Source organism: Paenibacillus amylolyticus (genome assembly GCF_050990605.1).
In the GTDB taxonomy this organism is placed as follows: Bacteria; Bacillota; Bacilli; order Paenibacillales; family Paenibacillaceae; genus Paenibacillus; species Paenibacillus amylolyticus_H.
On record NZ_CP158832.1, the window covers coordinates 4102028 to 4118964 of the forward strand.

Here is a 16937-nt window from a genome sequence, read left to right on the forward strand (position 1 = left end):
CTCGTTATTGTGTGAAAGACGGCAATCGGGGCTCCCCTCTTGGGGAACCCTGATCTTCTTGCCGTAAGGCACGCTTCGTTCTAAATTTGTTATTCAAACTTTCCGTAGAAAGCGTTGCGGTATACATCAGCCAGTTCAGTTACCAGCGGCAACTTCGGATTGGCGGTTGTGCATTGATCTTCGAAGGCACGGTCAGCCAGATAATCTACATGTGCTTCAAAGTCTTTGGCATCAAATCCGATTTCCTGGAACGATTCTTCAATGCCCAATGTTTTGTTCAGTTTGCGAATGGCATTGATGAGACTGGTTACGCCTTCTTCTGTCGTACGTGCAGGCAATCCCAGAATCCGTGCAATCTCGGCATACCGCTCATCCGCTACAAAGTGCGAATATTTCGGGAACGATGCAAATTTGGTCGGTTTTTTCGCGTTGTAACGAATAACGTGCGGCATCAGGATTGCATTGGTGCGTCCGTGTGCGGTGTGATACTGACCGCCCCATTTATGCGCCAAGCTGTGGTTAATGCCCAGGAATGCGTTGGCAAACGCCATACCGGCAATGGTGGAAGCATTATGCATTTTCTCACGTGCCAGTTTGTCGCCTTGCAGTGCCGATTGCTCGAGATATTGGAACACCAGTTGGATTGCCTTGATCGCAAGTCCATCCGTGTAATCATTCGCCATGACAGACACATAAGCTTCAATCGCATGAGTTAGTACATCCATACCTGTATCCGCTACAGCCGTTTTAGGCAGGGAGTATACGAATTCCGGATCGACAATCGCTACGTCTGGAGTCAGCTCATAGTCGGCCAATGGATATTTGGTGTTACCTTGATTTTTATCTGTGATAACCGCGAACGATGTCACTTCGGAACCTGTACCGGATGTCGTTGGGATGGCTACAAATTTCGCTTTTACGCCGAGACGTGGATATTTGTAGATCCGTTTGCGGATATCCATGAATTTTTGTTTGAGATCGTTGAAATCCGTGTCCGGATATTCATAGAACAACCACATCGCTTTCGCAGCATCCATCGGTGATCCACCGCCGAGTGCGATAATGCAGTCCGGTTGGAAGCGGCGCATCATTTCGGTTCCGCGATCTACCGTTGTTGTGGATGGATCTGGCTCCACATCGGAGAATACTTCGATTGCTACTGGCATTTGGCGTTGACGCAGATAGTGTTCTACCTTTTCAACATATCCAAGTTTCACCATCATGGCATCCGTAATAATCGCCACACGTGTGATGTCAGGCATTTTGGCAAGATACTGCGTTGCCCCTTTTTCGAAGTAGACTTTGTTCGGCACTTTGAACCATTGCATATTCACGGTACGGCGAGCCACCCTTTTCACATTGATTAAGTTCACAGCGGTTACGTTGGAAGAAGTCGAGTTACGTCCATATGATCCGCATCCCAGTGTCAATGATGGCATATTTGTGTTGTAGATATCCCCGATGGCACCATGTGTGGATGGTGAGTTCACAATAATCCGTCCGGTTTGCAGACGATCTGCGAATTTGCCAATCACTTCTTCATTTGTGGAGTGGATAACCGAGGAGTGACCCATGCCGCCAAAAGCAACCACTTCTGCTGCACGCTCAATGCCCTCTGCTGCCGTTTTGACTTTGTAACAAGCCAGTACCGGACTTAATTTCTCTGCCGACAATGGGAATTTGGTACCTACTCCTTCAATCTCGGCCACGAGAATTTTGGTGCCTGCAGGAACTTCGATACCGCACAACTTCGCAATGCTCACCGCAGATTGACCCACAATCGCCGGGTTCACTGCACATTTCTCGGCATTAATTGCACCTGCTGTCAATTTTGCTGCTTCATCTTTGTTAACAAAGTAACAGCCATTCGTGATCATTTTTTTCTTCACTTGATCAAAGATTGGTTCTTCAATAATTACTGCTTGTTCGGAAGCACAGATCATGCCGTTATCGAAAGACTTGGACAGAATCAAATCCGTTACTGCCTGATTGATATCCGCGCTTTTCTCGATAAAGCAAGGTACGTTACCCGGTCCTACGCCCAGTGCAGGTTTACCACAGCTGTACGCTGCACGTACCATGCCGGATCCGCCTGTTGCCAGAATGAGAGCCACATCATTGTGATTCATCAGTTCATTCGTACGATCCATGGAAGGATCATCAATCCACTGAATACAATCTGCTGGTGCACCATGTTTCACCGCTGCATCACGCAGGATTTTGGCAGCTTCCCGGCTACAATTCTGTGCAGATGGGTGGAAACCAAAGATAATCGGGTTACGTGTCTTGATGGAGATCAGTGCTTTAAACATCGTTGTTGATGTTGGGTTCGTTACTGGGGTGATCCCCATGATGATCCCAACCGGCTCCGCAATTTTCTGGAAGCTTTCGTACTCATTATCTTCAATTACACCTACCGTTTTGTCATATTTAATGCTATGATACACATATTCTGTAGCAAATATATTTTTGGTGATTTTATCCTCATATACTCCGCGGCCTGTTTCTTCTACGGCCATCTTGGCGAGCATCATGTGTTTATCTAGCCCCGCAAGCGCCATTGCTTGCACAATCCGGTCAATCTGCTTCTGGTCCATCTTCATGAATGCGGCGTGTGCTTTATTCGCTTTGTCAATTAACGTTTGAATATACTGACCTGCTGTCGGTTCTTTTGCTGGGGCGACTTCGTTCTTTACAGCCATCTCCCTCATCCTCCTAAAGGTTCGTATTGGTTTGTCTCTCTTCTTTACATTCACATCGTACCATGGGTAAAAGGTTAAATATGTGATTTTTTTCACAAAGTATAACAAATTTAATTTAAGTTTTGTAGTGTCCTTCATACGACCATTTTCGCTTCCTATTTAAAATATAGGGCTGTACAATTCATCCTCTCCATCAAAAGTGAATTTAATCACAATGTTTGAAATTTCGTCATTTTTGCCCCCTTTCCTTCCCCCTCAAACGGTAAGATTAGGTATATACTGAACTTAAAAATTGAACCACCGCAATTTGTACCGTCCTTCCTCCCGGCCGAGATGACCCTGATCAGGACGGCACCGGTTTGCGGCGAACCTCGGAGGCTACTGCTTGCTACAGAAGGTCGTCCGATGGACATAAAGGGGAGATACTTATGAGAGAACTAACAACTGTACTGGAAAAGCGCGGTAATACTAACTGTTTCTCGGAAGCGAATTTCAACCATCTGCTGGTTACCATGAAAGATAGAACTTATCCGGAAGGTACACATCTGTACTGGGAAGGTGACATCTCTGACAAACTTTATTATATGAAACGAGGTCGTGCCCAGATCACCAAATCCACGGATGAAGGCAAGGAACTGATCATGTACATGTATCAATCCGGTGATATGATCGGGCAGGCTGATCCCTTCTTTGGCTCTAAACACAGCTTCTCAGCGGAAGTATTAGAGGATAGTGAAATCGGTGTACTGGAGCATAAAGACTTGGAGATGTTAATCTGCCAGCATTGTGACTTTGCGATCGATTTTATGAAATGGATGGGCATCCACCACCGGTTAACACAGACCAAGTTCCGGGATCTCATGTTATATGGCAAACCGGGTGCACTCTGCTCCACTCTCATTCGGTTGTCGAATTCGTATGGTGAGCCTCATGGAGAACATGTCATTATTCACAAAAAAATTACCCACACGGACCTGTCCAACATGATTGGAGCTACCCGTGAAAGTGTAAACCGCATGTTAAGCGATCTGCGCAAGAAAGATGCGATTGAATATGACAATGGCATGATCGTCGTCAAAGATCTGAAGATGCTGCAAGGCATCTGTCATTGTGAACTTTGTCCGAACGAGATCTGTCGTATTTAATATTTGATTATGCTAATCGGAAGTTGCTTATATATTAATGCAAAAAGCCCAGTTCTCTAAACAGAAATTGGGCTTCTTGGTATACTTAGGATGCATTGGTCAATTCAAGCTTCACCGCATCACGTGGATTCAATTTCATGTCCAAACCATTTTCCATTAATTCTTTGTCATTCACCATAATAACCCACCGCTCATTCATGCGGGGTGTGACATTCTCGACTGAAACGACAAATTTGTTGTTTTCCGACATTCTTACAATGCCGCTGGACTTCAACACATCGCGAACGGTGCACTCTTGAACGTAGACGCCGGCATATTGACGATTAAGGGTTGGCATAATGTTTCCACCGCTAACCTTGAGTAACGTTGTCTGATATGCAACGCCATCCCCCCCACTGTCAGCGGCTTTCACGTAAATGATCACTTCATCTTTGGCATGAAGCTCCATGTCCCAATCTTCCTGTTCAATATCCTTGCCATTCAATTTGACAGCCCAGCTAAGCGAAGAATCCAGAGAAACTTCACCGACGGATTGAATCCGTTTGCCATCTGCCGTAAAATCAACCAGTCCGCTATTGAGTAATGCCTTTTTGAGTGTCAAACCCTCACTAAAATCTCGCTTAATGGACTTTGTTGCATCAGGCAAAAATGTACTGCCATCTACAGCCACTGTGATCGTATTCGCTGTTTCTGTCTCTTTGACAATTGGCTGCTCAGAAGGCTGTGTCTCACTACAACCAGCCAAGATCGCCAGTAGGAGCAAACATACACCTATGTAACCGGGGATTTTCTTCATCATGTAGGTAACACCACCCTGCGTAAAATCATTCACCCTGTTGTCCATAACCTCTATTATGGCACAACCTTCGGCAAAAAAAAGTGTCAAAGCCGTTACTTTTATAGGGGACCGCCTCCAAATAAGGCTTGTAAAAGAAAGAGAGCCTGCACACAGGCTCTCCAATCTAATTCATTTTCACGTTAACATTAGTTTCGTTATCACTGCACACTAGCCTGCATGTATGTCCGTCCTCCATCGCCATCTTTCAGATATGGATTGAGTCCGAAGAACTGCTCCTCAGACACATATACACCTGTCAGCAATCGACCTTCAAGTAACCCACCATCCACCTGTACGCAGCATGAAGGTGCATCTACATACTCCTGATACAACGGAATCTGCCCATATTGTTGATGTACCTTGAATACCTTCCCCTGCTCATGCAAAGGTCGTTCCGAGAAATAGGTAGGCACAATGTAACGGGCAATGACATCCAGCTCCTGTAAGCTATAAAAAGCTTCATCGCCGAGCCATGGCGTAAACATTCGAATCTTCTCATATTGAGACCAGACAACCGCCTGAATCAGCATTTCTGCCTGAACCAGCCGTCCTTCTCCCACATCCAGAACCAACCGCTCACCATGGATGGTTTCTTCCATCTGAAAAGTTGTTGAATCAGGTTGTCCCAGCTCACATCCGATACATTTCCAGCCCCTTGACGTTTGAATCCATTTTTGCAGTACCGCCGGAGCTACTCTCGGACCATCGCTCTTCACAGAATGCGTATTCAATTGGGCAAGATCATCCTTAACCGATCGGGAATATGCTGTGCGCTTGAATAATTCTGCAGCTTTTTTGTAAATTAGATGGACCTGAATGGATGCGCTCTCAAGTTCTGCAATATCTTTCTTGCCGTAGCGTACTTCACGGGATAAGCTTTCTTCTCTCATGACAAGTGGGCCTCCTTCGCTCCGGCCGTCTGTGGCCATTTTCTATAGATTATACTACAACTCATGACAACATGTGCATAGCCCAAGAGAAAAACGACGATCCACGTTATACTTAAGACAAAAACCCCTGATTTCCACAGAAATCAGGAGTCAATGTCTTTCATGCAACGAAAGTGAGTGATATTGCTTATACGTTAGTCAACCCACTTCTCAGCCCAGTCTTGAATTTGATTCATGACAGGCTGGAGCGCTCTCCCTTTATCCGTCAGTTCATATTCTATACGAACCGGCGTCTCGGGATAGACGTGACGAACCAGAATACCTTCACTCTCCAGATCTTTCATCCGTTCGGATAACATCTTATCACTCATGGATGGAATCAGATTGGAGATATCCTTGAATCGCTTTGAACCACTCATCAACGTTTGAATAATTAAACCATTCCAGCGCTTGCCCAAAAAAGAAAACGCCGTCTCGAAACGCGGACACATCCGCAAGTCTTGACCTTCCACATTAATCACCTCTTTAGAGATCACTCAACTTACATTTTGTTAGTATATTTCATAATAACATATTTAAGCTTCAAAGAAAACGCCTGCAACTAAAAAGTTTAAATTTTAGATGCATAACATCCAAAATGGATCATACATCCCAGTATACATTACACGCTTCGTCGTCACCATGGGAAATATCGTATAACTTTCCCATAGTACTATCTTACCCAAAAAGAACCCAACTGCCACAGTCATCATTGACTTGGAGAAGGGTTCTTTTTGAATTAAGCTTATAATTTCCATTTCACGATTGAGTTAGTGAATTAGACCAGCACGCCACCAAATGGTCTTACAGGTTCACTCTTGCCAAATTCCAGCTTAAAGCTGCGGGCAGGATATGCCCATTTCACTGCGTTGCTGATCACTCTTAATATTTCCGGTTTGTAATAAGTCGGATACGTCTCATGACCTGGCCGGAAATAAAAGATTTTACCTTCCCCACGCCGGAACGTGCATCCGCTTCGAAATACCTCTCCACCCTGGAAGTTGCTTACAAACACCAGTTCATCAGGTACTGGAATATCGAAGAATTCCCCGTACATTTCTTCTTTTTCCAATACAATCTTGCCTTCGATGCCTTCCGCAATCGGATGGGATGGATTAACACACCATACAATTTCCTGCTCGTCAGCTACACGCCACTTCAGATCGCAGCTCGTTCCCATCAGCGCTTTGAATGGTTTGGAGAAATGACCTGAATGAAGCACAATCATACCCATCCCGTTCAGTACTCGCTGTGCGACCTTCTGCGAGATCTCATCGCTTACGCGATCATGTGCCATATGTCCCCACCATATGAGCACATCCGTGGAATTCAGCACCTCATCACTTAATCCGTGTTCAGGCTGATCCAGTGTAGCCGTTCGAATAGCAAAGCCTTCGCCGCCAAGTCCGTCAGCCAGCGCTCGATGCAGACCATCCGGGTAGACTTCCCTTACTTCATCGTGAATTTTCTCATGGACAAACTCATTCCAAATGGTGACGTTGATCATATTCAATTTCCCCCTAGTGTAGCTCTAAACCCACCACATATCGCCCAGCGGTTCTTCAATCAATACTTGCTGGAGATTTTGTACGGCTTTAGAGAATCCTTCTTCAACCGACATCAGACCGTCTTCGTGTTCAATACTTACTACATAATCATATCCGACCAGACGCAAGGCACTAATAATGTCTGCCCAAGTCTTGTTATCATGTCCATAACCGACCGAGCGGAACTGCCAAGCCCGATCCAACATGTTGGTATAGTCCTGCATATCCGTTACACCGTGTTTGTTCACGTTTACCGGATCAATCGTTGTATCTTTTGCATGGAAGTGATGGATGGCTCCTTCACGTCCCAAGATGTGAATGGCCTGAACCGGATCAATACCTTGCCACCACATGTGACTTGGGTCCAGATTGGCTCCAATCACTTCACCTGCTGCTTCACGCAGTCTCAACAAAGTTGCTGGTGTATGAACAGAGAATCCACCGTGCAGCTCCAATCCAACTTTTACGTTACGATCTGCTGCAAATTTACCCCACTCTGTCCAATACGGGATAACTTTGTTCTCCCATTGCCACTTCAGGATCTCCTGGAAATCATTCGGCCAAGGTGCAACTGGCCAGTTCGGATATTTGGCATCCTCATGGTCTCCCGGACAACCGGAGAATGTATTCACTACAGGCACTTCCAGTTTCTCAGCCAGTTCTACCGTTTTGACAAAATCATCGTGAAATCCTTTGGCAATATCCTTTTGCGGATGTAGTGGGTTACCGTGACAGCTCAGTGCACTAATCGTCAAACCGCGTGATTCCACTGCATTTTTGAAGTTTTTCAGTGCTGTAGGATTGCTTAACAACTCATCTGGCTTACAGTGTGCATTGCCTGGATGTCCGCCTGTTCCGATCTCTACCGCTTTTAATCCCTTGGATGCTACATAATCAAGAGCATCCTCCAATTTACGTCCTCCGAATAGTACCAAAAATACGCCGAGTTTCAAGTGCGATTCCTCCCTGGAATAGATATCGTATGATTGCTGAATTCATGAATATTGAACTAATACAATTACCGTTCAGATCACATGCCTGTTTGATTAGTGTGGAAAATCGAGAGTGTTTCTATCCTGAAATTGAACATTTGTTACTCAAACTAGTGCGATTCCACGGTTTCAATCTCAGACTGAACTGTGCGAGTTACTGCAAAAGAATCATAGCTACTCTCCAGATGTATGTGCTTGCCTTCAAGTGAAGAACGCTGGAATGAATGCATGGCTTCCAGTACGTGATAAGCAAGCTTGCCACTGGCTTTGTGTTCGCGTCCGGCACGAATGGATTCGACCATTTCGGTTACGCCGATGCCTCGTTCGTTTTGTCCACTTTCGAAGACGGGTTGGATCGTCTCCCAAGTGTCTTGACCGTATCTGCGAACCTTTACTTCCCCGTTAAAATAATTGGGGTCCGGTACACTAAGCGTACCTTCTGTACCATAGATTTCAATACGTGGCAGATCCGAAGCTCCGCGAATGTCAAAACTGGTAATCATCGTTGCAATGGCACCTTCTGCGAAATCAATGGTTCCTGCCAAGTGGGTAGGCGTCTCTACTTGCAGCGCTGTACCTTCCTTGGGTCCGGAGCCAATTCTGCGATCCGCAATCTGTATGCCTGCCGAGGCGCTGATTCTGCGTATCGGTCCAAGCAGCGTAATCAGAGCGGTCAGGTAGTAAGGTCCCATATCAAACATCGGTCCACCACCTGCGACATAAAAGAACTCCGGATTAGGATGCCAAGCTTCTGGTCCTCCACCCATGAAGAACGAAGTCGCAGCAATTGGCTTGCCAATCAGCCCATCCTCAATGGCTTTACGAGCTGTCTGTATGCCAGAACCAAGGAAGGTGTCCGGTGCAGAACCCACATACAATCCCTTTTCCTCAGCCAGCTCAACAACCTTGCGACCATCCTCAAGCGAAATTGCCAGCGGCTTCTCGGCATACACATGTTTGCCTGCTTCGAGTGCAGCCAGATCGGTCATGGCATGACTACCAGGAACCGTAAGATTCAGCACAAGTTCAATTTCGTTATTTTGCAGCAACTCATCTACATTGTAAACGTTTGCGATATTAAATTCATCTGCCCGTTCCTGAGCGCGTTCACGAATCAGATCCGCAACAGCCACCACTTCAATGACTGGGTTGTTTTTGAGATTTTCCAAGTAGATGGCGCTGATGTTACCACACCCGATGATGCCTGCTTTCATTTTCTCCACTGTGACGTTCATCTCCTTACGCATGGTGAAAATCTGCGTGTGAATGGTTGAGATACATAAGTTAAGTTGGATGTTTCCTGTTCCTTAAATCTAATACTATGGTATTCCCTTTCAGGTTCAATTAAAATGAATAATATGATCGAAACATGAACTATCTGGTCATAATTTTCAAATTGCAAGGAGTATGCCCATGCCTATAGATTCTTCCTGCCAAGTTCTTACAGCAGGCTTCTCATTTCATCGTAAACCCTACGCTATGGTACAGCCTGAAGGGGTGAAGAACTACCTGTTAAGACTGCAAACAGACGGACGTTGCCGTGCACGCATTGACGGGGACATGTCCCTGGTGGATGCGGGCGATCTGCTTCTTTTTGATCCTGACGAGCCCTATGAGCTGAGAATAGACAATGAAACCAATCCGATGGGAGAACGACTGGTGGAGAGTGGCGACTATCACATCTTCTTTAATGGCTCCTGGGTGGATGAGTGGTGGAAGCGTCACAAACGGCCGACCCGGATCAAAGTTGAACTGACGGAAAGCCTCCTGGTCCTGTTTCGACAGCTCGTACTGGAGCAGCGCCGCATCTCCAATCCTTATCCGGAAATCTCAAGTTATTATATGCGGATTTTATGTCTTGAAGTGGATCGTCTGCTCGCGGAGCATCCCACGATAACCAACACTAATTATGTGGCTTATGAGATTAAGAACTACATTGAAGAAAACGCTTCCTCTTTATTCAAGCTGGATGATGTGGCAACACATATTGGCATCAGTGTCTCACGGGGTGTTCATCTCTTTAAAGAAGCGTTTGGTAAAAGCATCATGCAATACACGCTTGACGTCCGGCTGAATATGGCCAGGGAACGGATTATTTTCAGTCCAATGACCCTGGAGCAAGTGTCTGAGTCTTCTGGCTTTAATAACTATACCTATTTCCACCGGGTATTCCGTTCCCGGTTCGGCATGTCCCCGAAGGAATTCCGCGTCATTCACCGGGAACAGATGTAATCATACCAGTATACGTAAGTTAAACTTATTTGCGCGCGGCTATGGCATCGGATACAACCATCGCCAGATCTTCATTGCCAAACATGGACAATACGCCAAGCACCGTATCATCCGGGATCTCACCGGCTTCCTCCTTGGATACAATCAGCTTCTGCACCTGCTGCAAACGCTCGTTACTCTGCTGATCCGGGTAGGCTAGCCGGTACATCTCTTCCGGGTCCAAACCATTATTGACACACCACTGGGCAAATACGAGGATCATCATCTCTTCTTCCTGTTTATAGGTTTCAATGACAGCTTCCTCGATCTGTTTATTACGTTCCTTTTCATATTCATCCATGACTTGTATTCCTCCGTATGTGCATTCTGCTCTGCAATTATTTGCGAATTAATTGTTCTGCCAGTTCATGACTGTCCATGACATGACTTGCACTGATCAGGCAATCATCGGGTGAGTCCAGACAAGCCAGGAAATTGTCCACTGCTCCGCTAAAACCTCTGCGTGCTAACACGGTGTCCCAGCTCCCAAACGTTTCTTTGATTTCCAGACTCCCCTGTTCCATGTAGCTGATCGTGTCCATGTTCACCACTTCAACAGATCGTCCACCACCGTGCAATTCGATCTTCTCCAGATCTGCCCCAGCTTCACGCACCATATCGAATCGACCGTAGGCTGTTCTGCCCAGCTTGGCCGTTCCGGTTGCATGCAATAGTCTGTCCAGATCATTCTTCCGAATCCATTGATGAAGCAACTCCACATTATGATCCGAGTACCACAACATCAGATCCAGCATATGGATGAGATCATCATAGATGGTTTCTGCCGCAGGACGATCCTGAATGCCTGTGCGATGTTTGGTCACTGTCAGGGAGTCGAAGCCTCTTCCGCCCTGCATCCATTCTTTTGCTTTTTGATACATTGGTGCGAATCTGCGGTTGAAACCCACTGCCAGCAACAGACCTTGTGCCTCGGCAAAAGCCGTCATCTCTTCCGACTCCCGAAGCGTATAGGATAATGGCTTGTCTACGTACACAGCTAATCCCTGTTCCAGACATTGCATGACAATGTCAAAGTGCGCTTCCGTTGCTGTATGTACAAACACCGCATCCAGGTCCCAGGACAACAGTTCTTTCAGGTCCGTTGTTCCCCGTTCTAATCGATACGCCTCTTGAACGGTCTTAACCGGCTCCGGCGATCGGTTCATAATGCCTACAATCTCGACGTTCGGATGAGCTGTTAACAGCGGCAAATATACTTTACGTGCAATATCGCCGAGGCCGATAATTGCAATTCGTTTACGTTGGTTTGTTTCCATGATGATCATTCCACCTTCAGTTCGGTTCTATATTTCCACGTCCTATAGTGTAACCCTTCGGACAGCAACTTGCCAGTGATTGCAGCAGACTTCGCATGAATTGTTCAGACCATGGGCGAACGTGGTAAACTTAGGAGGAACAGCAGTACAGATCGGGACACGACCAGACCTGCCTGATCTGAAAGGAGCGTTTGGGATTTTGCGAAAATGGTTATGGCTTCTGTTATATGTTTTACTTGCAGGAGTCACGTTTATTTACAGATATGAACTGCTGGCGTGGACCGATCTCCATCAGTCCATCCCGCTGTTACTTGCCATGGCAACATTGTTTGCTCTTGTGCCAGTGATTCCTTATAAGTTTGTTATTATCGCCTTTGGTTACAGTTACGGTACTACCACAGCAGCCTGGATCTGCTGGCTTGGCACCACACTTGCTGCCATGCTCGTATATGGCGGAGCAAGAACCATCTTCAGACATCAGGCGAGATCGTACCTCGAACGCATTCGGGGTCTGAACCGTTTTACCACATGGATGGAAGCACATCCGTTCATGGGTGTCATGTCGATGCGACTGTTGCCAGTCGTGCCTCAGATGGCCGTTAATATCTACGCAGGTATAACTTATACGCCATTCCGGGTCTTCATGGTCGCTACGGCTATTGGCAAAATGCCAGCGATTTTTGTATTTGCCTATGCAGGCGCACAGGCTGAAACCTCAATCTGGCTGAGCCTGGGTATCCTTGCCGGATATTTGGTGTTCATGGCCATTTTGTTGCTCTTATTTCGCTTTCGGTCACGCAACAAAGCCTGAATTCAGATTCGCAAACCGTTCAGATTCAGCTTGTTTTCATTCCGGCTTGGTTGGCTTCCCAATTCAGGATATAATAGAAGAGCAAGCCTAACGCTTGTGTAACAAGTTTTAATAAAACGGTAGATTGCTGGAGCTCGAACACGAGCGCTAAATCTTCAACAGAAATGGAGTGACTATAGCATGGATCAACATTCAAATGAGTTAGCAACTTTTGCAGGCGGATGCTTCTGGTGTATGGTATCCCCCTTTGAAGAACTGCCCGGTATTCACAAGATCGTATCGGGTTATACAGGAGGACATACCGAGAATCCAACATATGAAGAGGTCTGCTCGGAGACAACAGGACATGTAGAGGCTGTGCAAATTACGTTCGACCCTGCTATCTTCCCTTATAAAAAACTGGTTGAACTGTTCTGGCAGCAGATTGACCCTACCGATACAGGCGGGCAATTCCATGACCGCGGATCTTCCTATCAGACGGCCATTTTCTATCACAGCGAAGAGCAGCGCCAGATTGCGGAAGCTTCCAAAGCGGAGCTGGGACAAAGCGGACGTTTTGACAAACCGATCTTCACACCCATTTTGCCAGCCAAACCGTTCTATGAGGCAGAAGAACATCATCAAAATTATCACCGGAAGAACCCTGCCCATTACAAACGGTACAGCAAAGGTTCTGGACGCGTAGATTTCATTGAACGCAACTGGTCCGGCAACGTGGACAAAGACGGGCTGAAAGAGCGTCTGACGCCGCTTCAATATGAAGTTACGCAGAACAGCGCCACCGAGCCTGCATTCCATAACGAATTCTGGGATCACCATGGTGACGGTATCTACGTGGACATCGTATCCGGCGAGCCATTGTTCAGTTCTACCGACAAATACGATTCCGGCTGCGGCTGGCCGAGCTTTACACGTCCATTGCGTGACCACAATGTAAAAGAAAAGACCGATCTCAGCCACTTCATGATTCGTACCGAAGTGAGAAGCCGTGAGGGTGATTCCCATCTGGGTCACCTGTTCAACGATGGTCCTGCCGAAGCTGGTGGAATGCGTTATTGCATCAACTCTGCGGCACTTCGTTTTGTACCCAAAGAAGACTTGCAAAAAGAAGGATACGGTGAGTACGCGGTCCTTTTCCAATAAAATAAGATCTAACAGTAGAGTAGCGGTTAAAGCCGCTGCTCTTTTTATATCAACATTTTGCATCATTCGATTCTACTCGCTCCCGGGTACATGATTTAGACGAATAGAACCATTTCGATTTATATCTTGATGATTAAAAGTCACTCTTTCGATTTATGCAAAATGCTCATATACATTCCTTTTCTAAATAAAAATGTAGAGTCCCCATAGTCAAAGACTCACGTTACAGGGACCCTACTTGATCATACTTCTTGTTATCTATAGAGATTGAGTCAAGGTGCAAAATGATAATGCTTTAACTTGCTCAACCGATAAGTCTTACGCTCTCGTCATGCATGATACTCGCTCAGTACGCGGGCGATCTGCTCCGTGATCCGATTATACTGCTGATGAATGAAGAAGTGGTCACCCGGGTAGACACTTAGCGTACAACTCCCTTTCGTTACTTGGTTCCATGCATGCATGTGTTCCATGGGAATCAGGTCATCAGCCCCTGCAAGAACAGTTATATCTGTATTTAATGGTGCTCTGGACGCAGCCCACTGGTAGCTCTCAACGATCTGCAGATCTGATCGGAGCAAGGGAACGAAGATCTCCGCTAATTCTTTATTCTCGAATACTTCTGGTGACATGCCGCCAAGTTGAAGCATTTCCTGTATAAACTTATCGTGAGGCAATGCATGTATCGCTTTTTTATGATTGGTTATATGTGGAGCTTTTCTCGCAGCCACAAAAAGATGCGCTGGATCTCTGCCCTGTTTATCCTTGATGTAATGAGCCAGTTCATAAGCAATAAGACTTCCCATGCTATATCCAAATAAAACAATCTTCTCCTCAAACAAGTGGGATGGAATAGATAAATAGGCATCCTCCACAGCCTGTTCCATGGATGTGTACAGAGGTTCGTTCATTCTTCGACCTCTTCCGGACAATTCAACCAGATGTAACTGAATATGAGAAGGGAGGTAATTACGCCAGCGATAATACACCATGGATGAACCCCCAGCATAAGGAAAGCAGATGAGATGTATGCAATTCATGAACTTCCTCCAATTTCCTAGTCTACGGCCTGATGAGCAACTTCCGGATTCAATGTGTTCGCGGGAGCAGTCTGCTCATTGCGAAATTGAATTCTCATACCTGGAAGGATGCTCAAGATCATCACGGTAACCGAGATGATATAGACGATAAATAAGGATGTGTTATTCATGAGTACACCTGCCATGGAAGATCCAATAAGCATGGCCCCCATAAATAATGGTGTAATGGTACCATTGACTCTCCCAATCAAGTGCTCATCAATCCGGGTAACTAAGTACGTCGAGATAATGACGTTGATAAAAGCCAGACTGATGGAGCTTAGGAAGCTTATCACAAGAGTCAGCCAGAACCAACTGGATAATACTTCACCCATCGTGGTTACAGCCAGACACAGCACCCCTACCATTAAAGTCAACGTTTGATTCAACTTGCCACTCAAAGCAGCAGCGATTCCCCCACCGATTAACAGACCTAATCCAGATATACCAGACAGGAACTGTAATGACGTCTGCTCAAGTCCCAAACGTTCGGTGATCAGAAATATTTCAAGTGGGCTGATAAGACCTGAAGAGAGTCCCACACAGACGAATACCAAACTAAGCATTTTTAATGAACGGGATTGCCCGACATATTGCCACCCCTCCTTGATATCCGCCAATAATGAGGTGTCCGTTTCTCGCTGAACGGAATCCTTCGGTAAAAAAGTAAGAAGAATAGCGGAGGTCATGAACAGAATCAGTAATGCATACATCGAAGTTTGAATCCCCATAACGGTATATATGAAAGTTCCGACGATAGGCCCGAGAATTAAGAAAAGAGATTGACCACTCTGTGTAATGGCAATTGCTGACTGCACATGCTCTTCTTCTACATTTCGCTTCACAATCTTCACGGATGATGGCTGTGAAAACTGACTAACGATAGAGGATACAAAAGTGGCGACATATAAAATCTGCCAATAACCAGAAGACAAGACGGCAATAATCATGATAATGGATAATGCACTGAGCATATCGCCCAATATCATTGTACGTTTGGGATTCCAGCGATCAGCAAGTGCACCCCCAATGATGGAGAAAACAAAAATCGGAGCGTACTCAAGGACCGTTATAAGCGAGACCGCTATGGGGTTGCCCTGGGTTTGATCCATCACATAATAGAGAATCGCCATATTCCGTATCCATATAGCCAGATTTTGCAGTAGATCAGACCCCGTGACGATAAGAAAAGCTTTGTTCCTGAACAATGTGCTCATTCTCCATCTCCCTTTAAACCGACTGTCCGGTTTATTAATTTTCAAAAGAAAAACTGATATTATACATCAGCTTTTCATTGTTGAAGTTGTTGGATGCCCACTAGCATGCTGGCAATACCTTTTTTGTAGAGTCGTCTGATATCGGTCAGATCCTTCTCATAATAAAGTGTGCTTAATCCGTTAAAAAGACCGTTAATAATGTGCATTAAGTCTTGTGGATCTTCAGATTTCAACTCGCCATCCTCAATCCCTTTTGAGATGATCCGCTCATACGTCATATAAGGAATTCGGATCAGGGAAAGCATCTCATCCAGCATCTCTTGACTGACCACCTGACCTGAGACAAACTCGTTAATTGAATGATTGAGCGGATTCGCCAAATCGTCAACATAATGATCTGCAAGACCATATAGTTTATCTACGGACGTCTCATACTGATGTTCCTTTTCCAGCCATGAATCCATCCACTCTTCGTTATTGAGTTTGATGAGATACATGAAGAGTTCTTCCTTACTTTTGAAATGATAATATATACTGCCTTTACTTCGATTGTTAATTGTACATATGTCCTCCATAGAGGTTGCACTATATCCCTTTTGGGCAAATAACTCTTTGGTATTACGAGCGATATCTTTCTTGATCTGAGCAACATCTTTTCTCCGTTTGACTTCGATTTAAGACCCCTCCATCAAAAGACTGACCATTCAGTCTAATAGTATCACACCCAAATTTTTCCGTCAATGCACTATATGTATGTACCCTCTTACATATCTCATATTTTCCCGAGATTTGCAAGAGGGTACATTATGAAAACTTAGATTATTATCAATTTATTTATTTTTGTCTTCATCTTCTTCTTTGAAAGCGTCGTTTAATTCCTGTCTAATCGTCTCAGGGAGTTTCTCTGTTTCTTCCACCAATTCATTGATCTCTTCGGGTACTTCCTCGTCCCTTACAACTCCGAATTTGAAAAATTTGCTCATGTT

17 protein-coding genes are annotated in these 16937 nt (G+C 45.5%); 4 read left to right on the forward strand and 13 right to left on the reverse strand.

The features are described 5' to 3' along the window. Window positions 1-89 precede the first annotated feature (89 nt). Window positions 90-2702: a bifunctional acetaldehyde-CoA/alcohol dehydrogenase gene (gene adhE / locus ABTV53_RS18385; RefSeq protein ID WP_433745038.1), complete on the reverse strand. Its 2613-nt coding sequence runs from the start codon at window positions 2700-2702 to the stop codon at window positions 90-92. Between the two features lie 428 nt (window positions 2703-3130). Here adhE and ABTV53_RS18390 point away from each other — a divergent pair, with 428 nt between their 5' ends. Then, window positions 3131-3847 (forward strand): Crp/Fnr family transcriptional regulator, encoded by a 717-nt coding sequence (locus ABTV53_RS18390; protein WP_433745041.1) that lies wholly within the window; start codon window positions 3131-3133, stop codon window positions 3845-3847. 85 nt (window positions 3848-3932) lie between these two features. On the opposite strand, the gene ABTV53_RS18395 is transcribed toward ABTV53_RS18390, so the two are convergent. The 6 genes from ABTV53_RS18395 to ABTV53_RS18420 form a co-directional block, all read right to left on the reverse strand. Then, entirely contained in the window at window positions 3933-4646 is a 714-nt protein-coding gene (locus ABTV53_RS18395) for a hypothetical protein (protein ID WP_017687552.1), read from the reverse strand. Between the two features lie 197 nt (window positions 4647-4843). Beyond that, complete coding sequence (locus tag ABTV53_RS18400) at window positions 4844-5575, reverse strand: hypothetical protein (protein ID WP_433745045.1); 732 nt, start codon at window positions 5573-5575, stop codon at window positions 4844-4846. 194 nt (window positions 5576-5769) lie between these two features. After that, the gene (locus ABTV53_RS18405) at window positions 5770-6066 is read right to left on the reverse strand and encodes a winged helix-turn-helix transcriptional regulator (protein WP_076333333.1); all 297 of its coding nucleotides are present in this window, start codon (window positions 6064-6066) and stop codon (window positions 5770-5772) included. 326 nt (window positions 6067-6392) lie between these two features. Further along, window positions 6393-7121 carry a ThuA domain-containing protein gene (locus tag ABTV53_RS18410; protein ID WP_433745048.1) on the reverse strand — a complete coding sequence of 243 codons (729 nt, stop codon included), beginning with the start codon at window positions 7119-7121 and terminating at the stop codon, window positions 6393-6395. Window positions 7122-7145: 24 nt separating this feature from the next. Next, window positions 7146-8114 (reverse strand): sugar phosphate isomerase/epimerase family protein, encoded by a 969-nt coding sequence (locus ABTV53_RS18415; protein WP_091028762.1) that lies wholly within the window; start codon window positions 8112-8114, stop codon window positions 7146-7148. A gap of 149 nt (window positions 8115-8263) precedes the next feature. Next, a complete protein-coding gene (locus ABTV53_RS18420) occupies window positions 8264-9376 on the reverse strand; it encodes a Gfo/Idh/MocA family protein (RefSeq protein WP_433745051.1) in 1113 nt (370 codons plus the stop codon). Between the two features lie 190 nt (window positions 9377-9566). On the opposite strand from ABTV53_RS18420, the gene ABTV53_RS18425 reads away from it, so the two are divergent. Further along, complete coding sequence (locus ABTV53_RS18425) at window positions 9567-10385, forward strand: AraC family transcriptional regulator (RefSeq protein ID WP_433745054.1); 819 nt, start codon at window positions 9567-9569, stop codon at window positions 10383-10385. Window positions 10386-10410: 25 nt separating this feature from the next. On the opposite strand, the gene ABTV53_RS18430 is transcribed toward ABTV53_RS18425, so the two are convergent. Next, window positions 10411-10725 (reverse strand): hypothetical protein, encoded by a 315-nt coding sequence (locus ABTV53_RS18430; RefSeq protein WP_433745057.1) that lies wholly within the window; start codon window positions 10723-10725, stop codon window positions 10411-10413. Between the two features lie 37 nt (window positions 10726-10762). Further along, the gene (locus tag ABTV53_RS18435) at window positions 10763-11701 is read right to left on the reverse strand and encodes a Gfo/Idh/MocA family protein (protein ID WP_433745059.1); all 939 of its coding nucleotides are present in this window, start codon (window positions 11699-11701) and stop codon (window positions 10763-10765) included. Between the two features lie 199 nt (window positions 11702-11900). On the opposite strand from ABTV53_RS18435, the gene ABTV53_RS18440 reads away from it, so the two are divergent. Together ABTV53_RS18440 and msrA are read left to right on the forward strand one after the other, a co-directional pair. Then, window positions 11901-12512, forward strand: coding sequence for a TVP38/TMEM64 family protein (locus ABTV53_RS18440; RefSeq protein WP_433745062.1), 612 nt, complete (start codon window positions 11901-11903; stop codon window positions 12510-12512). Window positions 12513-12692: 180 nt separating this feature from the next. Beyond that, window positions 12693-13655: a peptide-methionine (S)-S-oxide reductase MsrA gene (gene msrA, locus ABTV53_RS18445; protein WP_433745064.1), complete on the forward strand. Its 963-nt coding sequence runs from the start codon at window positions 12693-12695 to the stop codon at window positions 13653-13655. A gap of 329 nt (window positions 13656-13984) precedes the next feature. Here the strand turns inward: msrA and ABTV53_RS18450 are convergent, their stop codons facing one another. The 4 genes from ABTV53_RS18450 to ABTV53_RS18465 all read right to left on the reverse strand — a co-directional run bounded on the left by ABTV53_RS18450 (window position 13985) and on the right by ABTV53_RS18465 (window position 16934). Next, entirely contained in the window at window positions 13985-14695 is a 711-nt protein-coding gene (locus ABTV53_RS18450) for a thioesterase II family protein (RefSeq protein WP_100527165.1), read from the reverse strand. A 17-nt stretch (window positions 14696-14712) separates the two neighbouring features. Then, entirely contained in the window at window positions 14713-15951 is a 1239-nt protein-coding gene (locus ABTV53_RS18455; RefSeq protein ID WP_433745067.1) for an MFS transporter, read from the reverse strand. Window positions 15952-16025: 74 nt separating this feature from the next. Further along, window positions 16026-16625 (reverse strand): TetR family transcriptional regulator C-terminal domain-containing protein, encoded by a 600-nt coding sequence (locus ABTV53_RS18460; protein ID WP_433754274.1) that lies wholly within the window; start codon window positions 16623-16625, stop codon window positions 16026-16028. A gap of 156 nt (window positions 16626-16781) precedes the next feature. Beyond that, window positions 16782-16934 (reverse strand): hypothetical protein, encoded by a 153-nt coding sequence (locus ABTV53_RS18465; protein WP_433745069.1) that lies wholly within the window; start codon window positions 16932-16934, stop codon window positions 16782-16784. Window positions 16935-16937 lie beyond the last annotated feature (3 nt).

What these genes read in the sequence shown, in the direction of transcription:
- adhE (WP_433745038.1), bottom strand. Translation starts at nt 2,702, where the DNA reads ATGGCTGTAAAGAACGAAGTCGCCCCAGCAAAAGAACCGACAGCAGGT.
- ABTV53_RS18390 (WP_433745041.1), top strand. Translation starts at nt 3,131, where the DNA reads ATGAGAGAACTAACAACTGTACTGGAAAAGCGCGGTAATACTAACTGT.
- ABTV53_RS18395 (WP_017687552.1), bottom strand. Translation starts at nt 4,646, where the DNA reads ATGATGAAGAAAATCCCCGGTTACATAGGTGTATGTTTGCTCCTACTG.
- ABTV53_RS18400 (WP_433745045.1), bottom strand. Translation starts at nt 5,575, where the DNA reads ATGAGAGAAGAAAGCTTATCCCGTGAAGTACGCTACGGCAAGAAAGAT.
- ABTV53_RS18405 (WP_076333333.1), bottom strand. Translation starts at nt 6,066, where the DNA reads ATGTGTCCGCGTTTCGAGACGGCGTTTTCTTTTTTGGGCAAGCGCTGG.
- ABTV53_RS18410 (WP_433745048.1), bottom strand. Translation starts at nt 7,121, where the DNA reads ATGATCAACGTCACCATTTGGAATGAGTTTGTCCATGAGAAAATTCAC.
- ABTV53_RS18425 (WP_433745054.1), top strand. Translation starts at nt 9,567, where the DNA reads ATGCCTATAGATTCTTCCTGCCAAGTTCTTACAGCAGGCTTCTCATTT.
- ABTV53_RS18430 (WP_433745057.1), bottom strand. Translation starts at nt 10,725, where the DNA reads ATGGATGAATATGAAAAGGAACGTAATAAACAGATCGAGGAAGCTGTC.
- ABTV53_RS18435 (WP_433745059.1), bottom strand. Translation starts at nt 11,701, where the DNA reads ATGGAAACAAACCAACGTAAACGAATTGCAATTATCGGCCTCGGCGAT.
- msrA (WP_433745064.1), top strand. Translation starts at nt 12,693, where the DNA reads ATGGATCAACATTCAAATGAGTTAGCAACTTTTGCAGGCGGATGCTTC.
- ABTV53_RS18450 (WP_100527165.1), bottom strand. Translation starts at nt 14,695, where the DNA reads ATGAATTGCATACATCTCATCTGCTTTCCTTATGCTGGGGGTTCATCC.
- ABTV53_RS18455 (WP_433745067.1), bottom strand. Translation starts at nt 15,951, where the DNA reads ATGAGCACATTGTTCAGGAACAAAGCTTTTCTTATCGTCACGGGGTCT.
- ABTV53_RS18465 (WP_433745069.1), bottom strand. Translation starts at nt 16,934, where the DNA reads ATGAGCAAATTTTTCAAATTCGGAGTTGTAAGGGACGAGGAAGTACCC.